Below are 24,960 nucleotides of genomic sequence, written 5' to 3'. Positions count from 1 at the left end.
TGAAAAGGGCGAGGACGTCGATGGACGAACCGCTCCCTTGTCCCCACGATCGAAAAAGATGCGCATCACGAAGCATCCTTCCCGGCTCGAACGCTATTCACCGGGCGGAATAGTGCAAGTTCAAACTCCGCCTTCCGACCAGATCTTGAAGTATCAGTTGTATTTTTATCACGAAATTCCCAGTATTACTTGCACAAATTGAACAAATATACATTTGTACAAACTGCACAATTGGTACATTGACTATTTGCGTACGCGTCAAATGTGCACGAACAACCACCGATGCCTGACCAACGTCAGACAGCTCCAATCAGAGAAATGGCCTGGGCGGCTGATGCAACGACTTCTGTGTTCGTACCTTCCCTGAGCAATTCGATAGGAACGCGGCCCTTGAGAAGAGGCGAGGGACTGATCAGCCACAGCCAAGCCAATCTGGGATCGGAGATCGAGGAGAGCACCTGCCGGATTCCGGGCATGGGCCTGCCGTCGATGAACTGAGCCAGGGGAAATACATGCTTGCGGGAGCCTCTTCGAAAGGCAACGACATCATTGTGCTGCTGCCACCAATGCAGCGTTGACCGCGGTATCCCAAAACGTCTCTCGAGATGCGTCGAGCCAGCAACTGGACCGGCCCACTCTGCAACGCGCGCGCCTTCTCTCGGATAATCTTTCAGTACCGAATGCCCGAGCGGATGATCGGCTGGCCGGGGTCGCGAAGCGATCTCACACGCCTGAGCGTTCAGCCGTCGCGCTGCTTCGGCCTCAAGCCTGCCAAGCAATTCAGCGGCCACGGCGGTCAAATCGGCGGAAGCAGAACCCGAAGGCGCAACAGCAGCCCTGTCACCCTGCCTCGCCTCATCGCATTGGGCGAGAATGCGCTGCACCTCCCTCATGACGAAGCTTGAAAGCTCGCTCTGGCGGTTTTCATCCGCAAGATCACTCGACCCGGACATATGTGGCTTTCCCAATTGCATTCCCTCAGCAAGCCGCTGAAAGAGCGCTGAAGACCTGAAGCTTGGAGGACAGCGACAATGTTGCGTCTTCGTATGCTCGCGACCTAGCAGCCGTCTTGCGGTTTCAACTTGTGCCTCTCAATAAAAAGGGGAGAACGTCGATGGACGACTGTCTTTGCCCCTCCCCCACGATCGAAACAGATGCACATCGCAGCGCTTCTTCGCAGCGTGACGCTATCCGCGACGCCCATTTGTGCAAGTTCAAAGTTTAGCGTGCCAGCGTCTTCGTATTTTACTTGGACAGATTGAAAGTTGGCACATTTATAAAACTGTACATTCGGGTACAAACTTTGACGACCGCCTTTAACGCGGATACATGCTTCACTGTTGCCGCATTGTATTGGCCAGGTGCGCGGCGCCTCCTTCATGACAAAGGTTGAAATCCCGTCCTTGGGCGTTTTATTTCCAAGATCATCTGGATCCACTCCTAAGGGCTTCCCGGCAGGGAGAGCAGATTTTATCCGGTGCCTCAGCGAACTATCTGCGGCCGAAGGACCAGGCGCCGCGTCCGCATCACTACCGACCAGCAGGCCCCGTGCTCACGCCAGTCGTATCGAGCATCGAAGGTAAGGTGTGGTACTTCGCTCATTGTAGGCACCCGAGGATATCTCTACCGGCCGCATGGGCGTTTGTCCCCGTCAGCTGCAAGTATGCGCGACGTGGTGTTCAGTTCGCCAATATAATATTCCGGACGATACCATCGCGTTTGCAGATGGCCGCGTCCCATAGACAACTGCCGCTGCTACGCGGGCAAGCCATTCTGGGGGTGTCCACGGTACGCAGTCTGCGACGGCATCGTGAACACACGCTGACGCCGTGTGAAATCTCCGAGAGAGTTTTGAAACGTGCAGCCCGTTGCCGTCCCAGAACCGAGGCGACTGGGGACTGCATCGGCTACCCGGCGGCGGCTACGGCTGCACTCATTGTCGGATCTGCGACGAAGTCGGACATGAGACACAGCGCTATCAGAGTGGTCGCACTGTTTCGCAATGATTTTCTCATTTGGCACGACACATGCGGGGGCTATCCCGCATGAGCGCTCCGTCAATCTCGATTGATGCGAGCAGGATTCAATCAAGGCGAAGTGCGTCGTTTCTGAAGATCAAGGAGAGAAGAGTATGGCGAGAGCGCGAATTGGGGTGGCGCGGGCAGTAACAGCGGCTGTCGTCCTCATCGTTGCGGGACAGGCCGGCGCGGCAGATGTTCATCAAGCCGCGAGCATTCCGCAGGCAGGAGCCCCGGTCGCGGAAGCGCCAAGCCCCTGGCAGATCCGCCTGCGCGCGTTGGGGGTGATCACTGAGGATTCGGGCTACGTCAACGCGGTGCCCGGCTCCGGTCTTTCCTATTCGAACACGCTGACGCCGGAACTCGATATTTCGTATTTCTTCACGGACAACATCGCCGCCGAACTCATACTCGGCACCACCTATGCCAACATCGATGGCCAAGGTGCGATCGGCGGGCTGGGCAAGGTCGGCAAGGTTTGGCTGCTGCCGCCCACGGTCACATTGCAGTATCATTTTACCGATTTCGGCGCCTTCAAGCCCTATATCGGCGCCGGCGTGAACTATACGATCTTCTATCATCAGCAAGCCGGCAGCGCCGATGATCTCAAGGTCAAGAACACGTTCGGCACCGCGCTGCAGGTCGGGTTTGACTACAAGCTCGACCAGCACTGGGGCGTCAACTTCGACGTGAAGAAGCTTTTCCTGAAGCCAGACTTCGACGTCACCGTGGCCGGCAACAAGCAGACCGGGAAGGCGGAGCTCGATCCCTGGCTGATAGGCGCAGGTGTCACCTACCGTTTCTAATGTCGAAAGGACACTGAAGGGGCACTTTTCGAAGTCCGCGCGCGGATCATCCGTGCCGAGAAGTGGACCCGCGATGGTTCTTAAAGGAGTTGTTGGCATGCGCGTAGAAAACGATCATTGCGATGTGATCGGTGTGCCGGTCGCTCCTACGCAACTTGATGATCTGTCTTCTGCGATTCTGCAGCAGGGAGGGATGGCGCGAGTGTCGCTGCCAGGCGATGTGGTGACCTGGGCGGCAGGCCGTCACCAGACGCTCAGGCGTATGCTTTCCGACCAGCGTTTCAACAGGGACTGGCGACAGTGGCGGGCGCTGCAGGACGGCGAGATTCCCGAGGATCATCCGCTGATCGGGATATGCAAAGTGGACAACATGACCACGGCGCACGGCGCCGATCACCGGCGCTTGCGCGGCCTGCTGTCCAGCAGCTTCGCGCCCAGCCGTATCGCCTTGCTGGCGCCACGGATCGAACAATGCGTCGATCGACTCCTGGCCGAGATGGCGCAGCGCGGCGGCAGTGCCGATCTGATGTGCGAGTTCGCCGTTCCGCTGCCCACCAACGTGATTGCCGAACTGTTCGGTTTGCCGGACGAACAGCGCGAAGAGATCGTCGCGCTCACCTACAGCCTGGCCAACACCTCCGCCACAGCCGAAGAGGTGCGACAGACGCGGCAGCGCATCCCGGAGTTCTTCCGTCGCCTGATCGCGCTCAAGCGGGGCCAGCTCGGCGATGATCTGGCTTCGGCCCTGATCGTCGCGCGTGACAATGGCGAGCTCGTTTCCGACACCGAGCTCATCGACATGCTGTTCATGGTGCTCTCTGCGGGCTTCGTGACCACCGCCGGCGTCATCGGCAATGGCGTGCTGGCATTGCTGACGCATCCGCAGCAACTGCACCTGGTGCGCAGCGGCCAAGTTCCGTGGTCACAGGCGATCGAGGAGATCCTGCGCTGGGGCAGCTCAGCGGCCAATCTGCCGTTCCGCTATGCCACCCAGGACGTGGAGATCGACGGATGCGTGGTCCGCCGCGGCGACGCCGTCCTGATGGCGTTCCATGCGGCGAACCGGGACGAAAAGGCATTCGGTCCCGGCGCCGACAGGTTCGATGTCACCCGGCGGCACAACCCGCACCTGTCGTTCGGCGAGGGGCCGCATTCCTGCCTGGGCGCTGCGCTGGCGCGCCTGGAATTGCGCTGCGCCTTCCCCGCGCTGTTCGGGCGGCTGGAGGATCTGGCGCTGACCATCGCCGCGGAGGACGTCGTCTACATGCCGTCTTACGTCATTCGCTGCCCGCAGCGCCTGCCGGTCACCTTCCGCCCTTCCGTCGCTTAGAGAGCGCGGCATTCACCCCGGATTCGGTGATTCTCGGTTCGCCGGGGTGGCTGGTCTCGCAACGAGGGGGCGATCGCCGACCCCCCGCTCCCGACCGTCGGAAGAAGCATCGGCGATCACGCGCCGCCGGTCCGCGGACCGCGTTCTAGGAGACCGGATGCAGGGCTTAGCTGGGGAAAGGTTCAAACGGCACTTCTGGAGACTATGAGGCGGCATCGACGCTCTGCCATCTGCAGCGGACCAACTCCCGCTCGATGGCTCCGTCTGCCTCTGTCTCCAATCATGATCGCCAGGAAGGCGAAGCCGAGCGACCGCAGCTAGGTCCGCGGACCCCTTGTGTTTTGATGGTGGAAGTTCCGGCGCCGGACCAGGAAGCCATCGCGAAAAGTGCGGGGTTGGCTGGCTCCTGGCGGATGCCGGCAGGGGTGTTCGGACCGCGCCAAATAGAGATGCGCAGATGGCCGAGATTCATGAGCGGCGTCCTAAATCTCAATCGCTGCGTAGAATGCGTGCTTCGAGCGCGGCTGCGACGAAGGCTCGTCTAGCGGCTGGTGGATGGGTCTTACCGCGTAACACCTGCAGACAGGTGTCCATCGCTATTCTGCGCTTATCGGTCTTATGATGCAGATCCCGCAGCAAGATAGCGGCCGCGTCGTTGACGTCGAACACGATACGCTCCGAGCTGCGGCGGCTAACCTGAACAACGACTGGCCTCTCAAATCTGATCAAGCCGGTCATCTCTCCCCTCCTCCACAGCCACTATGCGGCAAACAGCCCCGGGTCGCATTTATTTACTCAGCCGAACGCCACCGCTGCATCTGCGCCACTGAGTCTGGCCATTGCCGACCAAGCGATCGCCATGAGCTGCGTCTGGCCATGGTCAGGTTGCGTGCGATCTGCGGTTTTGTAGTCGGTGGTGAGGAACTGCTTCTCACTCGCGTGGTCTAGCTGTGAAACCTGGACATACTGCACTGTTTGACGCGTCTCGCGCCAGTCTCAAACACGTCGTCGAAGTTTACACCTGCACTTTTCCACTGCCCGATCTGCAGGCGGCGATCCACTGCATCGCGGAGGTTGGATCTTCCAATATGGCGACCCGCTTCGCAAAGCCGAAAAAGGCATTGCGCGCCGTGCTTACCGGCTTGCGCCCATCGTACGCATCGTAGCATGCCCTCAGGGCGGCTTCGTGGATCAGGTCTCTGCGATCTTCTGGCCATTCATTGAGAAAATCGATTGCATGCGCAAGGCCGGCAATCTCTTGGATGATGTGCGTAGCGCGCTTCACGAAAAGGGGGCTGCTGAAAGCCTCAGCGTTCATTGGTTTCTCCCAACTTTCTAAATAGCCAATTTGCGGTGAAGAGGCGCCGCATCGACACGGCGACCCTGGCACAATGTGTTGTCAGGGCGATGACGGTTCAAGAGGAAGATCCGCGCCTGCGGCCGGACGTGCAGCGATCCGCCAACACATCATGCAATGGCTTGGTTGCTATCAAAGGCGGTCGTCACTATTAAGCTATGAAGTGATTCTTCCCCGCCTAGTCTAAGTCCGCAGGAGCGTTTTCATGACCGAAGAAACCGAGAGCAAAGCCGACAACCTCATCGAATTCACCGCCCATGTCGTCTCAGCCTATGTTTCGAATAATCCGGTTCCCGTCGGTGAGCTGCCTGGGCTTATCGGCCAGATCCACATCGCATTGAAAAGCACTGCTGGTGGTGCCGCACCAGAAAAGTCGGAAGCCCTCAAGCCTGCCGTACCGATCAGAAAATCGGTTACACCCGATTACATTGTCAGCCTTGAGGACGGTAAGAAGTTCAAGTCGCTCAAGCGTCACCTGGCTACCCACTATGGCCTCACGCCCGACGAATATCGCGCGAAATGGGGGCTGCCGGCGGACTATCCCATGGTGGCGCCGAACTACGCTGCGGCGCGCTCGGCATTGGCCAAGACCATGGGTCTGGGCCGCAAGCCGAAGGAACCGGGAGCGCCGGCACCTGCCAAGCGTGCCCGCAAGAAAGCCGCAGCCTGACCGCGCTTTTTCGGGACCGACGAAGCGGATCCGGCATCATTTCGCAAGCGCGAGATAAAATTTGTGCGTTGCAATATCCGCGGCGATCGATATGATCACGGTGTCGGCCATCTACTCCTCCCAGATGTGGTGCCGACGCTGGATGGGGCGCACCTCCTCCCGCGTCTCATTCTAAATCGAGCCCGCTGCCACCTCCTCCCGGTAGCGGGCTTTTTCTTTGTCTGAGGCGCGATTTCGGTAGGGCCAACGCATTTGGCTCTAAGCGAAGCGAATGCTCCGAACTTCCAGGCCTTTCTTGCCCTGCCCGCATTGGACAAACACCTTCTGACCCTCCATCAGCATGCTCAGTCCTGAGCGGGTCAGCGCGGTGGCATGAACGAAGATGTCCTTCTCACCGTTTTCAGGAGCAATGAAGCCGAAGCCCTTTTGGGGATTGTACCACTTGACGGTGCCCTCGCTCTCCAACTGGGAACTCGTCCCGGCGGTGGACTTTCCAGCGCAACGCGTATGTACCTGAGTTCTCGCGGTCTGATCGCCGACCTCCAGCACTTGCGAGACCTGGTGACCTCTTGGACTTTCTTCCGTTGTGACCTTGAGACGCGTCCCCTTGGAAACACTGGGGCTTCCGGCGGCCTCCAGCACCCGGATGTGCAGATAGGCCTCGATGCCCTCCGGCAATTTGACAAAGCCAAAACCCTTGCTGGTGTTGAACCAGATCACGTCGGCGTCGACAGGGTCCGCGGTTACGATCGACGAACGCTGAAAGTAGCTTGGCTCGGAAGGCCGTTCCGCAAAAGAAACCGCGTCATCGTCATGACGATGCCGGCGTGGCTCACGATGGTCCTTATATTTGCCCATGATCGTCCGACTGGCTTGAACAACGCACTGCGCTCCCGGCAGGATAATCTCAATCGGGCGATGCGTTGATGTCAATTCACCAGTTGGCCGCTTCACCCGCTCTATCGCATCACGATCCCGGCCGACCTGTTGCCACTCGAGGTCGATGATGGCGGTGAGCAATATATGCCGCAGGTCGAGCAGCTGATCCGAACGCGTTCCCTATATCGCACGGCAAAAGGGTCGCGCTGAAGGGCGGCACCGCCATCAACCGTTTCGATCGTGACATGCCGCGGGCTGCCGCCTCACGCGGATGCGCATCCGACATTTCGATTTATGCGCACTTCCCCGCACAGTCCGCAGGAGGGGAGAGACGCTCGTCGTTGAATCGCCCGGCTAGATCAACCCCGCCTGCTCGGCCTCGCGGCGCAAATTCTGCCGTGGCCTTGGGCCGATCTGCTGGATCACCAATCCGGCCGCCAGCGAGCCGAGATCGCCGCAATGCTTCAGGCTGCGCCCTTGCGTATAGCCGTAGAGGAAGCCGGCGGCATAGAGGTCGCCGGCGCCGGTGGTGTCGACCAGCTCCCGGATCTTGGTCGCGTCGACGGTGACGGTCTCGTCGCCGCCCACGATGACCGAGCCCTTTTCCGAGCGGGTGACGGCGGCGATCTTGCAGTCCTTGCGGATCTGGGCCAGCGCCTCGTCGAAGGAGGCGGTCTGGTAGAGCGATTTGATCTCGTGGCTGTTGGCAAAGACGATGTCGACCGTGCCCGAGCGCATCAGGTCCAGAAACTCCTCGCGGTAGCGGTCGACGCAGAACGAATCCGACAATGTCATCGACACTTCGCGCCCGGCGGCATGCGCGAGCTTGGCCGTCTGCCGGATCGCTTCCTTGGCACGCGGCGGGTCCCACAGATACCCTTCGAAATAGGTGACCGCCGCACCCGACGCCTTGTCGGCCTCGACATCTTCCGGCCCGAGCTCGATGCAGGCGCCGAGATAGGTGTTCATCGAGCGCTCGCCGTCGGGCGTGACGAAGATCATCGAGCGCGCCGTCGGCGGTTCGCCCTGAAGCGGCCTGGTGTCGAAGGCGACGCCCTGCGCGTGGATGTCGTGGGCGTAGATCTCGCCGAGCGGGTCGTTCGAGACCTTGCCGAAGAAGGCGGCGCGGCCGCCGAAACTGGCGACGCCCGCCGCCGTGTTGCCGGCGCTGCCGCCGGAGGCTTCGATAGCCGGGCCCATGCGGCTGTAGAGCAGTTCGGCGCGCCTCGTGTCGATCAGGTTCATCGCGCCCTTGATGATGCCGTTCGTCTCGAGAAACGCTTCGTCGCACTGGGCGATGATGTCGACGATGGCATTGCCGATGCAAAGCACGTCATAATCCGGCATCAATGTCTCCGCCAACTACCCATCGGCTTTCTGCCACGCCGGCCGGGCGCGGGTCCAGCGAGTTGAAATGGCTTGTCGCATGCGCTTGATCCAGCGGCCCTCACGCAGCAGCCGGTCCTGCTTCACGCAGCAAGTCGTCGGCTCTGTCCGTCTTCTCCCAGGTGAACTCAGGCTCTTCACGGCCGAAGTGTCCGTATGTCGCCGTCTTGCGGTATATCGGGCGTAAGAGATCAAGCATCTTGATGATGCCTTTCGGTCGGAGATCGAAAAGCTCAAGAATAAGGCGCTCGATCGTTCTTTCGTCAATCCTTGCGGTTCCGAAGGTATTGACCATGACAGAAACCGGACTGGCCACGCCGATCGCGTAGGCAAGCTGAACCTCGCAGACCTCCGCAAGTCCGCTGGCAACGATATTCTTCGCGACGTACCGCGCCGCATAGGCGGCCGAGCGGTCAACCTTGGACGGGTCCTTACCCGAAAAGGCGCCGCCGCCGTGACGCCCCATTCCACCGTAGGAATCGACGATGATCTTGCGTCCAGTGAGACCGCAGTCGCCGGCAGGCCCACCGACCACGAACCGCCCTGTTGGGTTGACCAGAAATCTGATCCCCGTCGTATCCAGGTCGGGCGGCAAGAGCGGCTTGATGATCTCCTCAATGACGCCTTCGCGGACCGTGGCTTGTGAAACCGCCTCGTCATGCTGCGTCGACAGGACTATGGTATCCAGCGCCACCGGGCGCAAACCCTCGTAGCGTACGGACACTTGAGATTTAACGTCCGGGCGAAGCCAGCCAAGGCGTCCGGTTTGGCGCACCTCTGCCTGTCTTTTTGTCAAATGGTGAGCAAGTTGGATTGGCAACGGCATCAATGTTTCGGTCTCGTTGCACGCGTACCCGAACATGAGGCCCTGATCCCCCGCTCCCTGCTCGAGATCTTGCCCTCGTCCTTCGTCAACGCCTTGGCTTATGTCGGGCGACTGCTCGGTGAGAGCCAGAACGACGGCGCAACGCCGACCATCAAAGCCGATGGCATCGTCGTCGTACCCAATATCGAGTATCGTATCCCGGGCAACTTGGCTGTAATCGATCTCCGCGTGGCTGGTGATCTCGCCAGCCAGAACGACCATCCCTGTCTTCAGCAACGTTTCACAGGCGACGCGCGCCTTCGGATCGGTGCGGAGGACCGCATCGAGGATGGCATCGGAGATGTTATCTGCCATCTTATCCGGGTGTCCCGCGCCGACGGATTCGGAAGAGAACACGAACTGCCTGGTCATGGAATGCCCTCGCTTCAAGTGTTGGGGTTAGGTGGGAGTTACTGGATTGGGGGTGGCTTACCGGTCGGGGATGCCGGGGACGTCGAACGCAGTGCAGAAGTTGGCAACGTCTCTTCGTACGCTCGCATGAACTTCCTGGTCGTCGGGCCGGCGGCAGACCGAGTCGATGAAAGCGGCGATCTGCACCATTTCCGCCTCACGCATGCCCATGGACGTCACTGCCGGCGACCCTAACCGGATCCCGCTTGTAACCGCTGGATCGCGCGGGTCGCCCGGCACCATGTTAAAGTTCGTAATGATGCCTGCCTTGGCCAGGCGCTCGGCATAGGCTTTGCCTGATAGCGGCCGGTCCCGCAGATCAAGGATCAGCATGTGATTGTCAGTCCCGCCGGTGACCAGGTCGTAACCACGGTCCAGAAGCGCCTCGGCCAGAGCCTTGGCATTTTTGACGATCTGCTGACCGTAGGTACGGAAAGAGGGGGTCGCGGCTTCCTGCAAAGCAACAGCTAGCGCGGCGATGACATTCATGTGCGGCCCACCTTGCAGTTGAGGAAACACCGCGCGATCAATCCGTCTGGCGAGATTGTATTTACTCGTGGGATGATAGAGCGCCTGATAGCGATCTTCATTCTTCGACAAAATAAAGCCTCCACGGGGGCCGCGGATCGACTTGTGAGACGTGCTGGTGACGACGTCGCAATGGGCCACGGGATTCGGATGCGCTCCAGCGACAATCAGGCCGCTGATGTGCGCAATGTCGGCCACGAGATAGGAGTTCGCCTCCGAAGCGATTTCTGCCATTGCCGCGTGGTCAAAGACACGCGGATAGGCAGTTCCGCCGGCCCAAATCAGTTTCGGCCGTTCCCGCCTGGCTGTCTCGCGCAAGCGGTCATAGTCAATTTGCTGCGTCTGTTCGTGCAGCCCATAGGGGACGTGTTGGTAATCGCTGCCGGAGAAGTGGCCGGCCCAACCATGGGTCGGATGGCCACCCTCGGGGAGAGGCAAGCCCATCACTTTGTCTCCCGGACTCAACAGTGCTCGATAAATGGCCTGATTGGCCGGCGAGCCGGAATAAGGCTGGACGTTGGCGTGTTCACTGCCAAACAGCGATTTCAAGCGCCCAATCGCGAGGGTCTCAAGCTCATCGACGATCTCGTTTCCAGCGTAGTCGCGCTCACCCGGGTACCCATGGGCGTATTTGTTCGTGAAGATCGAGCCGGTCGCTTCCAGCACGGCTGAGGAGGCAAAGTTCTCAGATGCGATGAGTTTGAGCGTCGTCCGCTCCTGCCGCTCCTGTCTCAGAAGCAGTTCGTGAACATGGCAATCGACGTGGACCAAGGAAGACCATCCAGATGTGCCGGGCTCTGCGATGGCTAGGTCAGCGGAGTTCTTCATGGTAGTTTCGCGCTCCCGTCTGGGCAGATCTTTTTACGATCAAGCAGCAGTCTCCTTCGACCACGCGTCTTGTACCGCCTCGAGCCGCTCCAGGTCCCGCTTATGACACCCATCGTCGTGGGGCAGGAGATCGACCAAGAATTGAACAAACCCTCCGTCCTTGCCCCCTGCATTGAGATGATATGAGGACAAAGGACGTTGTCCGTTGCCGCAAAGAAAATCGGCTCTGGCGAGCATCCGGACGTGTCGCGCAACGCGCTCCCGACGAAGATCGAGAATCTCCGCCAGTTCGCAAACAGTCAGGTCGGCATGCGCGCAAAGGCCCAGGATCCGTAGGCGATCAAGATGCGCTGCTGTCATTAGGCGATCGACAAGTATCATCATTGGTCAGTACGGCGCCAAATAGAAGAACCGAACCCGTCGTCCTGCTCGCTTTGTCATATCGGGCTCTTCGCAAATGCTGTTCGGCCGCAGAACATGAACACACCAGATTTCTGCCGCCACTGAACTTGAAAGTTGTGGTGAGCGTACCATTGACAGCGATTTGTGGTCGCAAAGATTCCATGAATTTCCTTGAAGGATCTGTTGCAAGGCCTAAACAGGAACGCAACGAGATTGGCGAGGTGCTGGTAAGACGGCAAGCTGGCGAACTGCTTGGCCAAGAGAGAGGCGACCGGCGCCACCTTTTCCCAGGCGACAGTGCTAACCTGCTGGTGCACCTGATCCGCCATTTACTTGATTTCGTGTGACGGAAGGGCCGCAAAGCCGTCGCGCCGACGCTCAGCGCCATCTGCCGGGGCGCGGACGCCAAGCCGGCATGAAGGCTCTGGAGGACTTCGAGGCCGGCGACTGGGCCGCCGATACCCGGCGATCACTCAGAGCTGGCGGCGCGACTGGCAGCACGTCGTGCCGTTCTTCGCCTATCCGAGTGTGCGCAGCATCATTTACACGACGGATGCAGTCGAAATGTCCGCGGCGCGTCGGCGCCGTTTCCAAATAGCGCCTAATCCTGGTCAGTCAGGTCGCACCAGATCGATGTGGCTGACACGGAGGGCTTGTGCCAGTTCATAAAGCGTGACGATGGTGGGGTTCCTTTTGCCCTTCTCCAGCCCGCTGATGTACTGCTGGCTGAAGCCGGAGATCTCGGCAAGCTGCTCCTGCGTCAAGCCGGCCTCCTCCCTGATCCTGCGTGCATTTCGTCCGACCAGCTTGCGCATATCCATGCGCGGAGGTCAGCGGATCACGGGCCTTGAGTTTATCAACTATAATATGTAATCCACATTGTCATCGATTTGCCCAAACCATCTGCCGCGGGGGCAGCAAATCCAGGGATGCGGTTTTGATGACGATGGTCGCTCAGGCCAACCACAGCACGAGCTATCGGTCACGCAAGCGACGCACATGTGCGAGAAACTCGCAAGGGTCGATTTCGAGGGCTTCCGCTACGTCGAGGAACTCAATGACGTCCATGCGACGTTCACCGCCCTCATACTTGGCCACGGAAGACTGCGGGCGGCGAAGCGCGTCGGCAACCTTGGCCTGGGTTAAGCCCTTGTTCTTGCGCGCCGCTATCAGCTGTTCCAGCAGCCGGCGTTGGCGGGGCGATCGAAGGGAGTTCGGCATCAGACGGTGCTTAAGTCTATTCAGATCGCGGATCGAGCAGCGTTGCCGGCTCAACCTCCAGCACCGTAGCGAGCTTCTCGACCATGTCGATGGTAGCAGCATATACACTGCGCTCAAGAGCGCTGATGTAGGTTCGATCAACACCAGCTTCATGCGCCAGCGCCTCCTGCGACAGCTTCTTTTCCTCGCGAAGCCTACGCAGATTGCGGGCAAAGACCTCTCGGATTCCCATAGGCGAGAGGCCACCCTCTTGTTGAGGATTTCACCACGGAGTATACTCTACAAACTTAGGGAGCAACTCGCACGAGCATCGACTTTGCCCGAACTACCTGCTGTTAGGGATCGCGACTTCCCGGATGCGATCTGACGATGATTATCGCTCAAGGTCAGCGCTGTAGGCCACGCAAGCTGCGCCAGGGAGCGAAGCCGAGTGGTCTAGACCCATGTCGAAGAAAGCGGGCTCAGTTCACTGGCGGCCGGTTGCGCGCCATCAAAATCGATTTCGGCAATCCGGGATGGGCCAGATCGCCTTTGTTACTGCGGCCTAATCAACTCACAAGGATCAACGTCAAGTGCTTTTGCGAGCCGGCCAAGCACACTGACGCTTGCGGAAACCCGAGCACGCTCGATCGAACCCACATAGCGCATGCTCAGCTCTGCGCGGGCAGCCAATTCTTCCTGCGTCAGGTCCTGATCATGGCGCAAACGACGCATGTTGATCGCCATGACCTCCTTGAGGTCCATGGCGAGATAGGGACCAGAACCGGAACTATCGTTCTAGGAACGATCGTGCCTATTCGCTATGGTGAGCCAACCGAGGAGGAGCCGTGCCCGATCACAACAAACCCCAAACCGGCAAAAGGGTCGCGATGAAACGCAAAGTCCAAGACGAAGTCCCGTGGTCGGACAGCCTGACCGCTTACGACAATGAACACTTCACGATCTATATGAGGCTCCTGGACGCGTCCGCCGACGATGCCAGCGAAGACGAGATGGCGCAGCTCGTCCTCGGCATCGATCCGATGCGAGAACCTGAGCGCGCTCGAATGGCGGTTCGCAGCCATCTCGATCGGGCAAACTGGATGGTTACGACTGGATACAAAGAACTGTTCGCGCGCTGACCGGCTCCAGGTGAGCTATTGCAATCACTTTAGACGAGGAAATCCCGATAGCCACGATCCACGAGCATGTGACCGCGCCGGACGGCACGGCGGATGCGATCGCGAAGGTGGTTGCGCGGATCCGTCCAGTCGGCCTGGACGCGTTGCCGGCCCAACACGGCCATTGCGATTTGGCGGTGCGATGCACCGCCGAGCGAGCCGTCGAGCGCCTGGAGGACAAAGCGCAGACGGCTGGCGCGCGCTTCGGGAGGAAACAGCCTGTCGGGAAGTCGTCCAGTCGCGTGAAGAGCATTGAGGCATTCGAGCGCATTCAGGTGCTGCCTCATCCGATCGGCGGGCCAGATCGCGTCGACGGAAAGCCGAACGGGGCGCAAAACCTCCGCGCCCTTCACAACCAGTTGTAAAACCCGGTGAGCATTTCGCATCATGACATGCTGGCGACCGTCCGCCGTGATCACGAGTGCCGCCCGACATGGCAATGCAGCGAGATCAAACGAAAGCTTTTCGGCCGACAATGCCTTTTCCGCAATGACCGGCAGGACATGCGGGCATTGGCGGAAGCACCAGAACACAGCCGCATCGCGCCTCAACGAGCTTGCGAAAAAGGAGCCCCCACTGCGTCAGATCGAGCGACGATCTCACCACTTCCACCTCGAACCGCCTTTCTGCAAATTCTGCCTGCTCAAGCGAGAGCCTGCAGTCACGCTGGAAGGCCGGATTGCGCCGCAGGAATTCCCAGGCCCAGCCGCGTCGCGTCAGGTGCCGCGTATAGCGATAGGATTTCTCATCCTGCCAGTCCGGCCAGTCGGCGCCGTTACCTATCATAACCATGTCAGGCGGCCGTGCAGAGCACCGGCGCCCACAGCACGGGACCGCCAAGACCGCCATTGTGGCAGACCGCAGCAAGGCTTGCCTCTGAGACATCCAAAAAGCCGGCAACGGCGCGCGTGGTGCCGATTGTCTGGGGCGGCCCGATGCGAGCCAGCGGCCATCCGGCGCGACGCAGGATTCGCTCCATGCGCAAATCCGTAACCGTAACGATATGCGTGAGCCGCCGCGACAAACCGAACTCGATCATGCCGGCGAAGAGTTCATAGGTGGCAACAGCAATGCTCCCACTGCCCTTCGGTGCAGACGGTGGGAGATCAAGGGCGAAACGGCTGCTTTCCCAGACACTCGGTTCCTCGGGTGCCGTTCTCCCTTCCAACAGCCTCGAAAAGACATCTCGCAGCATCGTCGGCCCCGTCGAGGGCAGAAGGCGTAGGCCGCCCCCGACGCGACCGTCGGAATCGCGCAACACGAGATAGTGCGGTTTCAGGGAATCGAATGAATCGATCTCGAAGCCGCCGGTCGTGCGCACGTTCCAGTCGAGCCGCTCCTTGAAGACGCGGTAGCGCAGGCGGTGCATTTCGTGAAGTTCGTCGGCAAAGGCGCCGAACCAGCCGGGCGCAATAAGCTCAATCATGATGCTCTCCTCGCAGGTATGACCCTGCCATTGGAGGCGAACCTTCATGCCGCGACTGCCTGTGCATTTGCACAGGTAGATCAAAGAGGGATTCTATCCCTCAGAGAATTGATGATCGTGAGGAGGCCAGCAGTGTCACTGCCTGATTTTTGGTGCGCACGCCGAGCTTCTTCTTGGCATTGTCCAGATGGAAAGCGGCCGTGCGCTCCTTGATTCCCAAGATGCAGCCGATCTCCCAGGCGGACTTGCCCTTCGCCGTCCATTGCAGGCATTCGTACTCACGGGGCGTCAGCGAAACACCATCCACCGCCAGACCGCCCGAAAGCTTGCGGCGAACGCCAATGTGAAAGCACATCGCCATAATCTCGAGCGCCTGCTCATATTGTTCGGCGACGCGTAGGAAGGTCGGATCGAGCCTGTCTGCCGCGAAGGTCATCGCAGCGACACCGCCGCGGCGATCGACGAGTGGAATCGTCAGTCCGCAGCAGATGCCGAATTCGGCAGCCTCATCGAAAAGCTGTTGCTGTCGCGTTGAAATGCCGGCATGGCCGAAACCTGGTCCCCACTGAAAGGGACATTCGCTGCATCTTGCCCATTCTATGACCGGGTCGATCCTTTCATATTGGTGGCGCAAGTAGTGCGACGTCCAACCGGAATGATAGTTCGATATCAGCCTGGGTTTTGTGACGCGATCAGACACCAGAGACAGATAGGCGAATGCGGGAATGTCGAAGGCGGCGGCGGCGCTCGCCAGTGCGTTATGGAAGTCGACTTCATCAACGCTCAAAGACAACTGTTCCAGCAAAGTTTCGAAGACGAGCTGCATTTTCCCCTGCGGCTGTTTTCAATTAAACCTGGGACTTTCTGGCTTCTTGGCAGCTACGGCGAGAGGACTCGCCCCCGAGATATTCGACGCTGGAGAAAATTCACCACGGTGACTGCTCCCTAGACCTTCGATCATGTGAAGGGGTTGCGTGCGACCTCCACGCCGGCTGCGCGTCAGCCGCGCGTCGGAAGCTGCGATTGTGGGCGGTTGGCATGGCGTAATAGAGATATCGAAGCTCGATGTGCCATCTGGATATGCAGATGACCTCCTTCTCGAACTCTCGATTGCGGGCGCGCCACAATCACCCAGATCCAGCGGGTCAAAAAAGGCGCCCTGCCGGCGGGGAGGTACACCGGCAGGGCGCGCCGCACAAACACCCTGGTCGTTGGGCAACAGGACAGCGGCGGCAGAACTGATTTGGTTATCGCTTGCGATCAGAGTTGTCCGAAGCATGCATAGAATCTGACGGCATGAAGTTTAGCAGTTTCGGTCGGCTCGGCGCGGAATGCGCTGTCAACCCGTCTTCACCAATGGGACACCAATGGGCGACCAGTCCTAACGACAGGCTGACGTCAAAGCGTCTGGTCCGTGGGAAAGTTCCTCCCAGGGACCACCACACTGGTTACCCGGGACGGCGTCGAACCCGGGGCTCGCTTCCGTCGGCACTCGCATGTTCATATCGCACCCTCGGCCTTCAGCGCGCGATAGGTCGTCTCGACTGATTTCGCGGTTGCGTTGACGATTATGTCGATCTCCTTCCGGGTGATGATCAAAGGCGGGGCAAAGCCGAGGATATCGCCGTGCGGCATGGCGCGGCCGATGACACCGTTCTCGAACAGAGCAGCGGCGACCCGAACGCCGACCTGAAGATCGGATTCAAACGGTATTCTCTGCTTTGGATCTCGCATCAGCTCTACGGCGGAGAGGATTCCGACACCACGAACCTCTCCGACGATGGGGTGTCCCGCCAGTTCGGCATTCATGCGGGCATGCCAATACGGTCCGACATCGCGGACATGCTCCAGGATATTTTTTTCCTTTAGGAGTCGAATATTGGCGAGCGCGGCCGCAGCGCAAAGCGTGTGACCCGAATAAGTCCAGCCATGGCCGAGCGCGCCGTGCTTCTCTGTTCCTTGTTCCAAGACCGACCAGACACGGTCGCCAATGATTGACCCGGAGATGGGCAGGTAGGCGGAACTCAAACCCTTGGCGATGGTCACGAAGTCCGGCCGCATGCCATAGAGGTGGGAACCGAATTTCTCGCCGGTTCGTCCAAACCCGCAGACCACTTCGTCGGCGATCAGAAGGATATCGTACTTGTCGAGCACGCCTTGGACAGCGGCCCAATATCCTTCTGGGGGCGGAACGATACCGCCTGTCCCAAGCACCGGCTCTCCAATAAAAGCTGCGACGGTCTCCGGGCCTTCAGCCAGGATAAGGGCTTCAAGTTCATCCGCGCAGCGTTTCGAGAACGCTTGCTCACTTTCGCCGTCATGCGCCTGGCGATAGTGGTGCGGCGTCGTGGTATGGCGTACCAAGTCCAGCGGCAGGTCGAAGAAATTATGGAAGTAGGCAAGGCCTGTCAGGCTCCCGGTGACCAGCCCAGATCCGTGATAGCCGCGATTTCGCGAGATGATCTTTTTCTTATCGGGCCGGCCGAGGATATTATTATAATACCACACCAGCTTGATATTGGTTTCGTTGGCATCGGAACCGGAGAGGCCGAAATAGACCCTTCGCATGTTCCGTCCGAAATACTCGACCACGGCCTCTGCCAAAAGGGCGACCGGCTCCGTACCTTGGCTGGCATAGACGTGCGCGAACGGCAATTCGTGTGCTTGCCTGGCAATGGCCTCGGCGATCTCCGTGCATCCATATCCCATGTTGACGCAGTAGAGCCCTCCGAAACCGTCGAGGCTCCTTCGGCCTTCGGTATCCCAGATATAGACGCCCTCCGCACCGGCCATGATCCGATTTGGGGTCTCGCCTCGGCTGTGCTTGGCCAGATGCGTAGAAGGATGGAAGACGAAGCTTCGATCCTTCTCTCTGAGTTGCTCGGTTCCCAGATTGCTCAACCGCATAGTCCTCTCCTCGCGATGGATTGGCGGAGGGCACTCGGCCGGCCGCCTCCTTAGCAATTACCATACCGCAAACGCCTCTCCAGTTTCGCGGGAATGCACGTCCTTCGCCGACGAATTCGCGGAATCGGGACCAAAAGCCGTGGAAACCAAGGCCTCGGCGTTTACCGTCGCCTTAGTGCGGACAAGGGGAGTGGTGAATTGGACTTGATTGGTTTGGTCACGACAAGACTATAATATTGATCGATCCCCAAGCCTGCCTGCAGCAGTCCCTCCATGAAATCCTGATACGCAGCCATAGAAGGAGATGCGACGCGCATCAGATAATCGATCCGCCCGCCGATAGCCCAGCAATCCAGGATTTCCGGAAATTCTCCGATCGCAGTCTCGAAGTGTCTTTGGTCCTCGAGGCGATGACGTTCCAGCACGACCTCCACCATGACAAAGACCATGCCGCCGATGAGGGCCGGACTCAGCCGCGCGTAGAACCCCTCAATAATCCCTGCGACCTCGAGTGCACGGAGCCGCTCCGAGCAGGCCGACGCCGAAAGATGAACGCGTTTTGCAAGCTCGCTTTTTGAAATCCGGCCGTCTGACTGAATCTCGGAGAGAATCCGGAAGTCCCAAGCGTCCAGGCGCGCAGGATTGGGCTTCGACTTCATGACCTTGTGCTCTTACGCCGTTGTCGACAATGAAATTTGACGCCAACCGACCGAGCTTGGTCGGAAGGCTTAAACGCCGATGTTGCGTGCGATGCTGTCAGCCGCCATGCGCTTGCGCCACTCAAGAGGCCCGGAATTGTGAATGGAGTTTCCCTCAATATCGACAGCCATGATGACAGGCATATCCTGCACTTCGAATTCATAAACTGCTTCCATGCCCAGGTCTTCGAAGGCAATGAGCCGCGCTGATTTGATCGATTTTGAGATCAGGTAGGCAGCCCCACCCACTGCGATGAGATATGGCGTTTTGTGTCTTACGATCGACTCGATGGCAGCCCGTCCCCTCTCCGCTTTGCCCACCATCGCGAAAAGCCCGGTTTCGGCGAGCACCTTGTCCGTAAAATCGTCCAAGCGGCTGGAAGTTGTTGGGCCAGCCGGTCCGACGACCTCATCTCTCACGGCGCGGACGGGTCCAACGTAGTAGATAACGCGCCCCTCCAGATCGAATGGAAGCGGCTTGCCTGCGTCGATCAACTCGACGATCCGCTTGTGGGCGGCATCCCGGCCTGTCAGCATCTTTCCGGACAGAAGAAGCGTTTCACCGCAGCGCCACGTTGCCGTCTCTTCCTTCGTAAGTGCATCGAGGTTGACCCTTCGCACGCCGGCTGGACTCAATTCGTCGATTCCAATATCGGGCCATTCGCGCAAGTCGGGCGGCTGAAGCCTGATGGGTCCAGAGCCGTCCAAGGTAAACTTCAGGTGCCGGTTGGCGGCGCATTGCGGAATGAGTGCCACGGGCTTGGACGCGGCGTGGGTAGGATAAGTCGCAACCTTGACGTCAACGACTGTCGTCAGGCCGCCTAAGCCCTGAGCGCCGATACCTAGGGCATTAATTCGTTCATAAAGCTCGACCCGCAGTGCCTCCTCCGCACCTGATGGCCCCCTGGCGATCAATTCCGCCATATCGATCGGCTGGTTCATGGCCTCTTTGGCCAACAGCATCGCCTTTTCAGCGCTACCACCGATGCCAACGGAGATCAGGCCGGGCGGACACCACCCACTGCCAAGCGTCGAGACTGTGTCAACCACCCAATCGGAAACAGACCCGCTGGGGTTCAAGGTGGTAAAGCGTGCCTTGTTCTCCGATCCGCCGCCTTTTGCGGCAATGGTGATCTCAATCTGGTTACCTTGCACAAGGTCGACGTGGACGACCGCCGGCGTGTTGTCACGGGTGTTGACCCGTCCGGCCAGCGGATCGGCAACGATCGATGCCCGAAGGGGATTGTCCGGGTCGAGATAGGCCTGACGGACGCCCTCATTCACGAGGTCTGCGAAACTGACTGTTGACTTGATGCGGGTGTCCATGCCGACTTTGGCGAAGACCACCACAAGGCCGGTGTCCTGGCAGATCGGCCGCCGCCCGAAGGCCGCCATGCGGGAGTTCAGCAGAATCTGCCCTATTGCGTTCTTCGCCGCCGGGCTCTGTTCGCGCGCATATGCTTGCGAAAGAGAGCGGATATAATCTGGAGGATGGTAGTACGAGATGTACTGAAGGGCGTCGGCCACGCTCCTTGTGATGTCCTTGCCGGCGATGTTGCGTGTTCTACTTCCCACCGGAATTCATCCAAATGAGCTGAGGCCGTTGACCATTTTCAAGATCTGGAAGCTCCGTACCCCCTGCTCGCCTCCTTCATATCCATAGCCGCTCTGTTTAACGCCTCCATAAGGCGCATCCGCTGAAACCCCTTTCAGGTAATTCACACTGACAGCGCCCGCCGAAAGACTGTTGGTCAGCTTTCGTTGCGTATCGGCAGCGTCCGTGAAGAAGTAAGCGGCCAAGCCATACTCAGTGGCGTTGGCTTCCTCGATGGCCTCTTCGAGCGTATTGAACGGAGCCACGGTGAGGATCGGTCCGAACGGCTCTTCATGAAGGACTCTGGCATCCTTCGGCACGCCCGTCAGGATGGTTGGCGGCCAGTAAAAGCCCGGTCCGTCGAGGCGGGTTCCACCAGTCTCGATGCGGGCGCCGCGATCGACCGCATCCTTGGTCAGACGCTGCATGGCCTCGATTCGCCGCGCGTTTGCCATCGGTCCCATCTCCGTTGCAGGGTCGTCCGGTTGGCCGATCCTGATCTTGCGGGCTGCTTCCGTCATCCGGGACAAGAATTGCTCATAGAGAGACCGAGCGACGAGAATCCTGCTAGGCGCATTGCAGCTCTGGCCCGCGCACTCGAACTTGTATTCCGAAATTGCCGGTATCGCCTTTGCCAGGTCGGCATCCTCACACACAACGACCGGGGAGTGCCCACCGAGTTCAAGGATGCAACGCTGCAAATTATTTGCGGCGAGCGTGGCCAGCTGCTTTCCAACCGCGGTTGAGCCCGTGAAAGTCAAGACCTTCACGATTGGCGAACTGAGCAGATGCCGCGATATATGCACCGGCACGCCGAAGACCAGATTGACCACGCCCTCCGGGATGCCTGCTTGGTGCAACGATTCAACGATATGGACCGCCACGCTCGGTGTCTCTTCGGCCCCTTTGAGGATCACCGGGCAGCCTGCCGCCAGCGCGGGGGCGAGCTTGCGGGCGATGAGAACGGCCGGATAGTTCCATGGCGTAAAGGCAGCAACGACGCCAAGGGGTTCCGGGACAATCATCCGGTTCGCACCCAACGGAATCGGGGCCGACAGCTCTTGAGCGTGCGTGCCGTTCCACTCCAGCGTTTCGACAGCGCGCGCGTACTCACCTGTCGCTTCGGCAATCGTCTTTCCCTGTTCGGCTGACAGGTCCCTGGCTGCTGCTTCAATCTTCGTTGCCAAGATTCTTGCGGCTGCTACCAGGATTTCGGCACGTTCTTTTGCAGGCCGTGAAGACCAAGCCTTACGGCTGCGTTCTGCCGAAGCGAGGGCCTCATCCAGATCCGACACCGTCGCCGACGCCACCGAGGCAAATACCTTCTCCGTCGCCGGATTAATCACCGGCAATGTGGCTCTGCTACCACCGGCTCGCCATTTGCCGTTGATGAAGAGCTCGTAGCTCCTGGCGTCGAACATCGCGTGCTCCACTTAAGTGAATTCTTGCCATACGAGCGCCGTTCGATACCGAAATCGCTGAACTCGCTTGAGCTAGTTTCATCGCCATGATCGCGGCGGGTCAAATATCGAATATTGCCGAAATCCATCTGGAATCCAGATCGATCTGTTTCTGATGGCCGCAAGAGGTCATGGCGTTGCCATATAGGTCGAAGAGTTATCAGGCCGTGTCAGGCGCCACAGCCGCCCATCCCCGGCTCTCAATTAATTCCCTGGCGACCTTGGGGATGAGCTTGCGGACCGCGGACACGGCCGCAGAACGCTCATCTTTCGGATTTACGGCAAGCACGACGGAGCGGGTAATCACCGGATCGACGATCTTGACCGTCCGGACCAGCCCTTGAGAGGCTTCTTTCTGAACCGCGCAGGGGGCGAGAATAGAATGAGCCTTTCCCTCTATGATCATGTTGATGATCGTCGAGAGCGAGTCCACTTCAAACTTGACGTCCAGCGCGCAACCGTGTTGTGCCACGACATCCGCCACCGACCGTCTAACATTGTTATTGCGCATGGGAACCGCCAGCGGGAACGCATGCAGGTCCGCCAGCGATATCGACTCTTCGAAAGGCGGTTCACCTGACGGCACCACCAGACAAAGCTCTTCGCGCGCTAGCACCGTCATTCGCGCCACACTGTCCGCGGTGCGGTAGAGAACCGCTAGATTGAATCGTCCAGCAGCCATCCACTCCTCCAGCGGTCCTGTCATACCTTCGACCATCTTGAGAGACACCTTGGGCAATTCGTTTCTCACTGACTCAAGCAGCGGGCCGCTCAGGACGCGAGCGGCTCCGGACGGAATGCCAATGGTCACCTCGCCGGCAGGGGAAGCGGCTGTATTGGTCAATTCCGCCTCGGTGAGTCGAATTTCCTTGAGAATCGCCCGCGCTCGCTCGAGCAGTTTGGATCCGGACGCCGTTACGCTGACGCCTGTCCTGTCGCGTACCAGTAGCTGAGTGCCAAAGCCTTCCTCCAGTTGACGCACATGCAGGCTAAGGGCGCTCTGAGCGACGTGAAGGAGCGCAGCGGCCTTCGTAAAACTGCCTGCTTCCACTACGCCGACAAAGTATTTTAACTGTCTGATATCCACGGTTTAGGGGCCCAACTGAGGCACTCTCCCCAGATTCTCTATATCTATCTCGAAACGAGATGGCAATCAAGCGGCAATACTGCCGAGCTCATGCCGGGACAGGCGCCCTGTCCCGCCCGTTGAGCAGAGCCATAGGTCAGTTACTGCCGGCGAGGGTCAGCATTTCGTGGGCCCGCCGCACCACCGGCGGGCAAATCATCTTGCCGTCCATTGCGAAGGCGCACAGACCCCGCCCTGCGGCATCGCTTTCCGCCGCGACGACACGGCGGGCCCACTCGAGTTCCTGTGCGCTTGGCGAGAAAGCCTCATTGAATATAGCCATCTGCGTCGGATGGATCGCCAAAGCTCCGGCAAAGCCAAGCCGCCGCGCATGCGTCGCGGCTTCGCGAAGTTTATGGGTGTCGGATAACTCGCCGATGCTTCCTATGAAGCCTAGTGGAAGCAAGCCGCCCGCACGGGCGGCAAAAAGAAGGGAAAGGTTCGTTGTCAACAGAAGGTCGAACTCCGGAGGGCCGCCAACAGCGGCACTGAAGTCTTCAGGACCAAGCGTCATGCGACCATCCGGGGTGCGCCGATGCGATGGCCGCGAGCCTTTGCGCGGCGCATGGGGTCATGGGCAAGGGACGATGCGTTCCGGCGTACGAGGCCCAGATCAGGGCGTGACTTGAGGCCGAGCCTGCGATCTCGGCGGCGACGGTGCTACAGCGTCTCATGGGTGCCGATCGGTCGCGCTTCACGAAAGCCTGAGAATGGTGCAAAGGGTCGTGAAGGCATGGCGGGCTCACCTGACAGGGCGGATCATCCTCGACGGCGACTGGATAAAACGTGCGCCTGCTTCTCCTTTCGCGGCTGGAGGACAAAATGACCCACTTCTATCACGGCGCGGTAAAACTCTCCGGTGAGGCAACAGGGGGGTCAAATCTTCATTTCACTTGACAAACGTCCCGAACCCGCCGGTGTCTCGTGATCGTTGGAGTTATCGAAACCTCTGAAAATCATCATGTCGAAGCCGTGTCAGATTTGATCGTTCCTCACAAACACGCATCGAGGTACCGCGAAAGAGACTTACGAAGATCAGTACAGTTCAAACTATTCTCGGTATGGCCATTCGGCGACTGACAATGCCCGGATCGAATGTACCACTGTCCGCCTCGGCACTGCGCCCAAGCTCGGCCATCACATCCGGCAGGAATGGTTCTACGCGGCGCGATAGCAGGTTGAAATTCAGGAAAAGCTGTTCAGCTGTCGATAGTAAAGTTCCGTCGCCGCGCAACATCGCTTGCGCCACATGGACTCGCTTTTCGTCAAGGTCGGCTACCCAAGTAGTGAGGAGCAAATCGTCGCCACGCATCGCTTCCTTCTTGTAAACGACACGCGCTTCGGCGGTGACAAGGCCAGAGATCACCGAGCCATCCGGACTTAAACGTATGGCAGCGTCGAGCCGTATATCCGCAGCTCTACTGAACGCTGCCAGATAGTGCACCATATTCATGTGCCCATATCCGTCGACAAGATCGTCGGTCACAATTGCTGCGAATTCTCGGGGCGCATCCATCTATTTGCTCATCTCTTGCGGTCTTAGCTCTGATGACGCTTTGAACAAGATCCGCCAGTCGGCAGCTTCTCTTTAGTTCAAGCTGTGCAAAAACGAAATTCAACTTCTCTGTGTCGTCTGAGCGGAACAATTCCGGGTTCTCGGGCTGCATTTGGTAAGAATTTCTTCGTTGAAGCCAAACGGCGAAGCTCCGATGGAGTATGGCTCGGCTTGGTCACGACAACCGTTGGCATGGCGCAGGTCGCCACGCCACCTTGAATCACGCCAACATCAACTTGGGAATTTCCATCGAGGTATAGACGACGACATCTAAACCGGCCCTCATAAAATGAGCAGCCCAACCAACCAGCTCCAATCAGCCCCCCGCCGATG

General features: G+C 59.1%; 28 protein-coding genes and 1 pseudogene. 5 read left to right on the top strand and 24 right to left on the bottom strand.

Annotated features, from left to right (window positions below; translation table 11 throughout):
* Positions 1 to 296 precede the first annotated feature (296 nt).
* The gene (locus AC0L3I_RS28880) at positions 297 to 974 is read right to left on the bottom strand and encodes an antitoxin Xre/MbcA/ParS-like domain-containing protein (protein WP_473529139.1); all 678 of its coding nucleotides are present in this window, start codon (positions 972 to 974) and stop codon (positions 297 to 299) included.
* 1,157 nt (positions 975 to 2,131) lie between these two features.
* On the opposite strand from AC0L3I_RS28880, the gene AC0L3I_RS28875 reads away from it, so the two are divergent.
* Together AC0L3I_RS28875 and AC0L3I_RS28870 are read left to right on the top strand one after the other, a co-directional pair.
* Complete coding sequence (locus tag AC0L3I_RS28875; RefSeq protein ID WP_473529138.1) at positions 2,132 to 2,824, top strand: OmpW/AlkL family protein; 693 nt, start codon at positions 2,132 to 2,134, stop codon at positions 2,822 to 2,824.
* Positions 2,825 to 3,086: 262 nt separating this feature from the next.
* A complete protein-coding gene (locus AC0L3I_RS28870; RefSeq protein ID WP_473529137.1) occupies positions 3,087 to 4,154 on the top strand; it encodes a cytochrome P450 family protein in 1,068 nt (355 codons plus the stop codon).
* A gap of 489 nt (positions 4,155 to 4,643) precedes the next feature.
* Here AC0L3I_RS28870 and AC0L3I_RS28865 read toward each other — a convergent pair whose 3' ends face one another.
* Positions 4,644 to 4,892 (bottom strand): DUF982 domain-containing protein, encoded by a 249-nt coding sequence (locus AC0L3I_RS28865; protein WP_202351517.1) that lies wholly within the window; start codon positions 4,890 to 4,892, stop codon positions 4,644 to 4,646.
* A gap of 277 nt (positions 4,893 to 5,169) precedes the next feature.
* A complete protein-coding gene (locus AC0L3I_RS28860; protein WP_473529136.1) occupies positions 5,170 to 5,472 on the bottom strand; it encodes a DUF982 domain-containing protein in 303 nt (100 codons plus the stop codon).
* A 244-nt stretch (positions 5,473 to 5,716) separates the two neighbouring features.
* Here AC0L3I_RS28860 and AC0L3I_RS28855 point away from each other — a divergent pair, with 244 nt between their 5' ends.
* Complete coding sequence (locus AC0L3I_RS28855) at positions 5,717 to 6,181, top strand: Ros/MucR family transcriptional regulator (RefSeq protein ID WP_473529135.1); 465 nt, start codon at positions 5,717 to 5,719, stop codon at positions 6,179 to 6,181.
* A gap of 258 nt (positions 6,182 to 6,439) precedes the next feature.
* On the opposite strand, the gene AC0L3I_RS28850 is transcribed toward AC0L3I_RS28855, so the two are convergent.
* The 5 genes from AC0L3I_RS28850 to AC0L3I_RS28830 form a co-directional block, all read right to left on the bottom strand.
* A complete protein-coding gene (locus tag AC0L3I_RS28850; protein ID WP_473529134.1) occupies positions 6,440 to 7,201 on the bottom strand; it encodes a cold-shock protein in 762 nt (253 codons plus the stop codon).
* A gap of 213 nt (positions 7,202 to 7,414) precedes the next feature.
* A complete protein-coding gene (locus AC0L3I_RS28845; protein WP_473529133.1) occupies positions 7,415 to 8,407 on the bottom strand; it encodes an adenosine kinase in 993 nt (330 codons plus the stop codon).
* A gap of 100 nt (positions 8,408 to 8,507) precedes the next feature.
* Positions 8,508 to 9,683 carry a methionine adenosyltransferase gene (gene metK / locus AC0L3I_RS28840; RefSeq protein WP_473529132.1) on the bottom strand — a complete coding sequence of 392 codons (1,176 nt, stop codon included), beginning with the start codon at positions 9,681 to 9,683 and terminating at the stop codon, positions 8,508 to 8,510.
* A gap of 57 nt (positions 9,684 to 9,740) precedes the next feature.
* The gene (locus AC0L3I_RS28835; RefSeq protein ID WP_473529131.1) at positions 9,741 to 11,078 is read right to left on the bottom strand and encodes a serine hydroxymethyltransferase; all 1,338 of its coding nucleotides are present in this window, start codon (positions 11,076 to 11,078) and stop codon (positions 9,741 to 9,743) included.
* Positions 11,079 to 11,117: 39 nt separating this feature from the next.
* Positions 11,118 to 11,438: an ArsR family transcriptional regulator gene (locus tag AC0L3I_RS28830; protein WP_473529186.1), complete on the bottom strand. Its 321-nt coding sequence runs from the start codon at positions 11,436 to 11,438 to the stop codon at positions 11,118 to 11,120.
* A 306-nt stretch (positions 11,439 to 11,744) separates the two neighbouring features.
* On the opposite strand from AC0L3I_RS28830, the pseudogene AC0L3I_RS28825 reads away from it, so the two are divergent.
* A pseudogene (locus AC0L3I_RS28825) lies at positions 11,745 to 12,068 on the top strand (transposase); the annotation flags it as partial.
* 23 nt (positions 12,069 to 12,091) lie between these two features.
* Here AC0L3I_RS28825 and AC0L3I_RS28820 read toward each other — a convergent pair.
* From AC0L3I_RS28820 to AC0L3I_RS28805, 4 genes are all read right to left on the bottom strand, one after another.
* Positions 12,092 to 12,301, bottom strand: coding sequence for a helix-turn-helix transcriptional regulator (locus tag AC0L3I_RS28820; RefSeq protein WP_473529130.1), 210 nt, complete (start codon positions 12,299 to 12,301; stop codon positions 12,092 to 12,094).
* A gap of 154 nt (positions 12,302 to 12,455) precedes the next feature.
* A complete protein-coding gene (locus tag AC0L3I_RS28815; protein ID WP_473529129.1) occupies positions 12,456 to 12,701 on the bottom strand; it encodes a helix-turn-helix domain-containing protein in 246 nt (81 codons plus the stop codon).
* A gap of 16 nt (positions 12,702 to 12,717) precedes the next feature.
* Entirely contained in the window at positions 12,718 to 12,933 is a 216-nt protein-coding gene (locus AC0L3I_RS28810) for a helix-turn-helix domain-containing protein (RefSeq protein WP_473529128.1), read from the bottom strand.
* A 302-nt stretch (positions 12,934 to 13,235) separates the two neighbouring features.
* Complete coding sequence (locus AC0L3I_RS28805) at positions 13,236 to 13,445, bottom strand: helix-turn-helix domain-containing protein (RefSeq protein ID WP_096453812.1); 210 nt, start codon at positions 13,443 to 13,445, stop codon at positions 13,236 to 13,238.
* A gap of 125 nt (positions 13,446 to 13,570) precedes the next feature.
* On the opposite strand from AC0L3I_RS28805, the gene AC0L3I_RS28800 reads away from it, so the two are divergent.
* Positions 13,571 to 13,822 carry a DNA -binding domain-containing protein gene (locus tag AC0L3I_RS28800; RefSeq protein WP_027033327.1) on the top strand — a complete coding sequence of 84 codons (252 nt, stop codon included), beginning with the start codon at positions 13,571 to 13,573 and terminating at the stop codon, positions 13,820 to 13,822.
* A gap of 29 nt (positions 13,823 to 13,851) precedes the next feature.
* Here AC0L3I_RS28800 and AC0L3I_RS28795 read toward each other — a convergent pair whose 3' ends face one another.
* From AC0L3I_RS28795 to AC0L3I_RS28740, 12 genes are all read right to left on the bottom strand, one after another.
* On the bottom strand, positions 13,852 to 14,337 hold the full coding sequence (locus AC0L3I_RS28795; protein WP_473529127.1) for a DNA -binding domain-containing protein: 486 nt from the start codon (positions 14,335 to 14,337) through the stop codon (positions 13,852 to 13,854).
* The gene (locus AC0L3I_RS28790; RefSeq protein ID WP_473529126.1) at positions 14,312 to 14,653 is read right to left on the bottom strand and encodes a transcriptional regulator domain-containing protein; all 342 of its coding nucleotides are present in this window, start codon (positions 14,651 to 14,653) and stop codon (positions 14,312 to 14,314) included. The genes AC0L3I_RS28795 and AC0L3I_RS28790 overlap by 26 nt, the downstream gene beginning before the upstream one ends.
* 1 nt (position 14,654) lies before the next feature.
* On the bottom strand, positions 14,655 to 15,287 hold the full coding sequence (locus AC0L3I_RS28785) for an acyl-homoserine-lactone synthase (protein WP_473529125.1): 633 nt from the start codon (positions 15,285 to 15,287) through the stop codon (positions 14,655 to 14,657).
* Between the two features lie 100 nt (positions 15,288 to 15,387).
* Entirely contained in the window at positions 15,388 to 16,113 is a 726-nt protein-coding gene (locus AC0L3I_RS28780) for a LuxR family transcriptional regulator (RefSeq protein ID WP_473529124.1), read from the bottom strand.
* Positions 16,114 to 16,787: 674 nt separating this feature from the next.
* On the bottom strand, positions 16,788 to 18,194 hold the full coding sequence (locus tag AC0L3I_RS28775; RefSeq protein WP_473529123.1) for an aminotransferase: 1,407 nt from the start codon (positions 18,192 to 18,194) through the stop codon (positions 16,788 to 16,790).
* A gap of 161 nt (positions 18,195 to 18,355) precedes the next feature.
* Positions 18,356 to 18,853, bottom strand: a complete 498-nt coding sequence (locus AC0L3I_RS28770; RefSeq protein WP_473529122.1) for an Lrp/AsnC family transcriptional regulator — start codon at positions 18,851 to 18,853, stop codon at positions 18,356 to 18,358.
* Positions 18,854 to 18,922: 69 nt separating this feature from the next.
* Positions 18,923 to 20,467, bottom strand: a complete 1,545-nt coding sequence (locus AC0L3I_RS28765; RefSeq protein WP_473529121.1) for a fumarate hydratase — start codon at positions 20,465 to 20,467, stop codon at positions 18,923 to 18,925.
* A gap of 6 nt (positions 20,468 to 20,473) precedes the next feature.
* Positions 20,474 to 21,907 carry an NAD-dependent succinate-semialdehyde dehydrogenase gene (locus AC0L3I_RS28760; protein ID WP_473529120.1) on the bottom strand — a complete coding sequence of 478 codons (1,434 nt, stop codon included), beginning with the start codon at positions 21,905 to 21,907 and terminating at the stop codon, positions 20,474 to 20,476.
* 199 nt (positions 21,908 to 22,106) lie between these two features.
* Positions 22,107 to 23,033 carry a LysR family transcriptional regulator gene (locus AC0L3I_RS28755; RefSeq protein ID WP_473529119.1) on the bottom strand — a complete coding sequence of 309 codons (927 nt, stop codon included), beginning with the start codon at positions 23,031 to 23,033 and terminating at the stop codon, positions 22,107 to 22,109.
* 136 nt (positions 23,034 to 23,169) lie between these two features.
* Positions 23,170 to 23,586: a hypothetical protein gene (locus tag AC0L3I_RS28750; protein WP_473529118.1), complete on the bottom strand. Its 417-nt coding sequence runs from the start codon at positions 23,584 to 23,586 to the stop codon at positions 23,170 to 23,172.
* Positions 23,587 to 24,117: 531 nt separating this feature from the next.
* A complete protein-coding gene (locus AC0L3I_RS28745) occupies positions 24,118 to 24,588 on the bottom strand; it encodes a thioesterase family protein (RefSeq protein WP_473529117.1) in 471 nt (156 codons plus the stop codon).
* Positions 24,589 to 24,665: 77 nt separating this feature from the next.
* The coding region (locus AC0L3I_RS28740; RefSeq protein WP_473529116.1) for a hypothetical protein at positions 24,666 to 24,960 on the bottom strand (295 nt) is incomplete at its 5' end.

This window comes from Mesorhizobium sp. WSM4840, from assembly GCF_055811755.1.
This window is presented reverse-complemented; position numbering and strand designations above follow the sequence as displayed.

Bases quoted from the DNA above. Each gene is read 5' to 3' on its own strand.
- AC0L3I_RS28805 (WP_096453812.1), bottom strand. From the start codon at position 13,445: ATGGACCTCAAGGAGGTCATGGCGATCAACATGCGTCGTTTGCGCCAT.
- AC0L3I_RS28830 (WP_473529186.1), bottom strand. From the start codon at position 11,438: ATGACAGCAGCGCATCTTGATCGCCTACGGATCCTGGGCCTTTGCGCG.
- AC0L3I_RS28845 (WP_473529133.1), bottom strand. From the start codon at position 8,407: ATGCCGGATTATGACGTGCTTTGCATCGGCAATGCCATCGTCGACATC.
- AC0L3I_RS28880 (WP_473529139.1), bottom strand. From the start codon at position 974: ATGCAATTGGGAAAGCCACATATGTCCGGGTCGAGTGATCTTGCGGAT.
- AC0L3I_RS28835 (WP_473529131.1), bottom strand. From the start codon at position 11,078: ATGAAGAACTCCGCTGACCTAGCCATCGCAGAGCCCGGCACATCTGGA.
- AC0L3I_RS28875 (WP_473529138.1), top strand. From the start codon at position 2,132: ATGGCGAGAGCGCGAATTGGGGTGGCGCGGGCAGTAACAGCGGCTGTC.
- AC0L3I_RS28865 (WP_202351517.1), bottom strand. From the start codon at position 4,892: ATGACCGGCTTGATCAGATTTGAGAGGCCAGTCGTTGTTCAGGTTAGC.
- AC0L3I_RS28780 (WP_473529124.1), bottom strand. From the start codon at position 16,113: ATGCAGCTCGTCTTCGAAACTTTGCTGGAACAGTTGTCTTTGAGCGTT.
- AC0L3I_RS28770 (WP_473529122.1), bottom strand. From the start codon at position 18,853: ATGAAGTCGAAGCCCAATCCTGCGCGCCTGGACGCTTGGGACTTCCGG.
- AC0L3I_RS28860 (WP_473529136.1), bottom strand. From the start codon at position 5,472: ATGAACGCTGAGGCTTTCAGCAGCCCCCTTTTCGTGAAGCGCGCTACG.
- AC0L3I_RS28800 (WP_027033327.1), top strand. From the start codon at position 13,571: ATGAAACGCAAAGTCCAAGACGAAGTCCCGTGGTCGGACAGCCTGACC.
- AC0L3I_RS28775 (WP_473529123.1), bottom strand. From the start codon at position 18,194: ATGCGGTTGAGCAATCTGGGAACCGAGCAACTCAGAGAGAAGGATCGA.
- AC0L3I_RS28760 (WP_473529120.1), bottom strand. From the start codon at position 21,907: ATGTTCGACGCCAGGAGCTACGAGCTCTTCATCAACGGCAAATGGCGA.
- AC0L3I_RS28745 (WP_473529117.1), bottom strand. From the start codon at position 24,588: ATGGATGCGCCCCGAGAATTCGCAGCAATTGTGACCGACGATCTTGTC.
- AC0L3I_RS28820 (WP_473529130.1), bottom strand. From the start codon at position 12,301: ATGGATATGCGCAAGCTGGTCGGACGAAATGCACGCAGGATCAGGGAG.
- AC0L3I_RS28785 (WP_473529125.1), bottom strand. From the start codon at position 15,287: ATGATTGAGCTTATTGCGCCCGGCTGGTTCGGCGCCTTTGCCGACGAA.
- AC0L3I_RS28750 (WP_473529118.1), bottom strand. From the start codon at position 23,586: ATGACGCTTGGTCCTGAAGACTTCAGTGCCGCTGTTGGCGGCCCTCCG.
- AC0L3I_RS28790 (WP_473529126.1), bottom strand. From the start codon at position 14,653: ATGGTTATGATAGGTAACGGCGCCGACTGGCCGGACTGGCAGGATGAG.
- AC0L3I_RS28855 (WP_473529135.1), top strand. From the start codon at position 5,717: ATGACCGAAGAAACCGAGAGCAAAGCCGACAACCTCATCGAATTCACC.
- AC0L3I_RS28810 (WP_473529128.1), bottom strand. From the start codon at position 12,933: ATGGGAATCCGAGAGGTCTTTGCCCGCAATCTGCGTAGGCTTCGCGAG.
- AC0L3I_RS28870 (WP_473529137.1), top strand. From the start codon at position 3,087: ATGCTTTCCGACCAGCGTTTCAACAGGGACTGGCGACAGTGGCGGGCG.
- metK (WP_473529132.1), bottom strand. From the start codon at position 9,683: ATGACCAGGCAGTTCGTGTTCTCTTCCGAATCCGTCGGCGCGGGACAC.
- AC0L3I_RS28815 (WP_473529129.1), bottom strand. From the start codon at position 12,701: ATGCCGAACTCCCTTCGATCGCCCCGCCAACGCCGGCTGCTGGAACAG.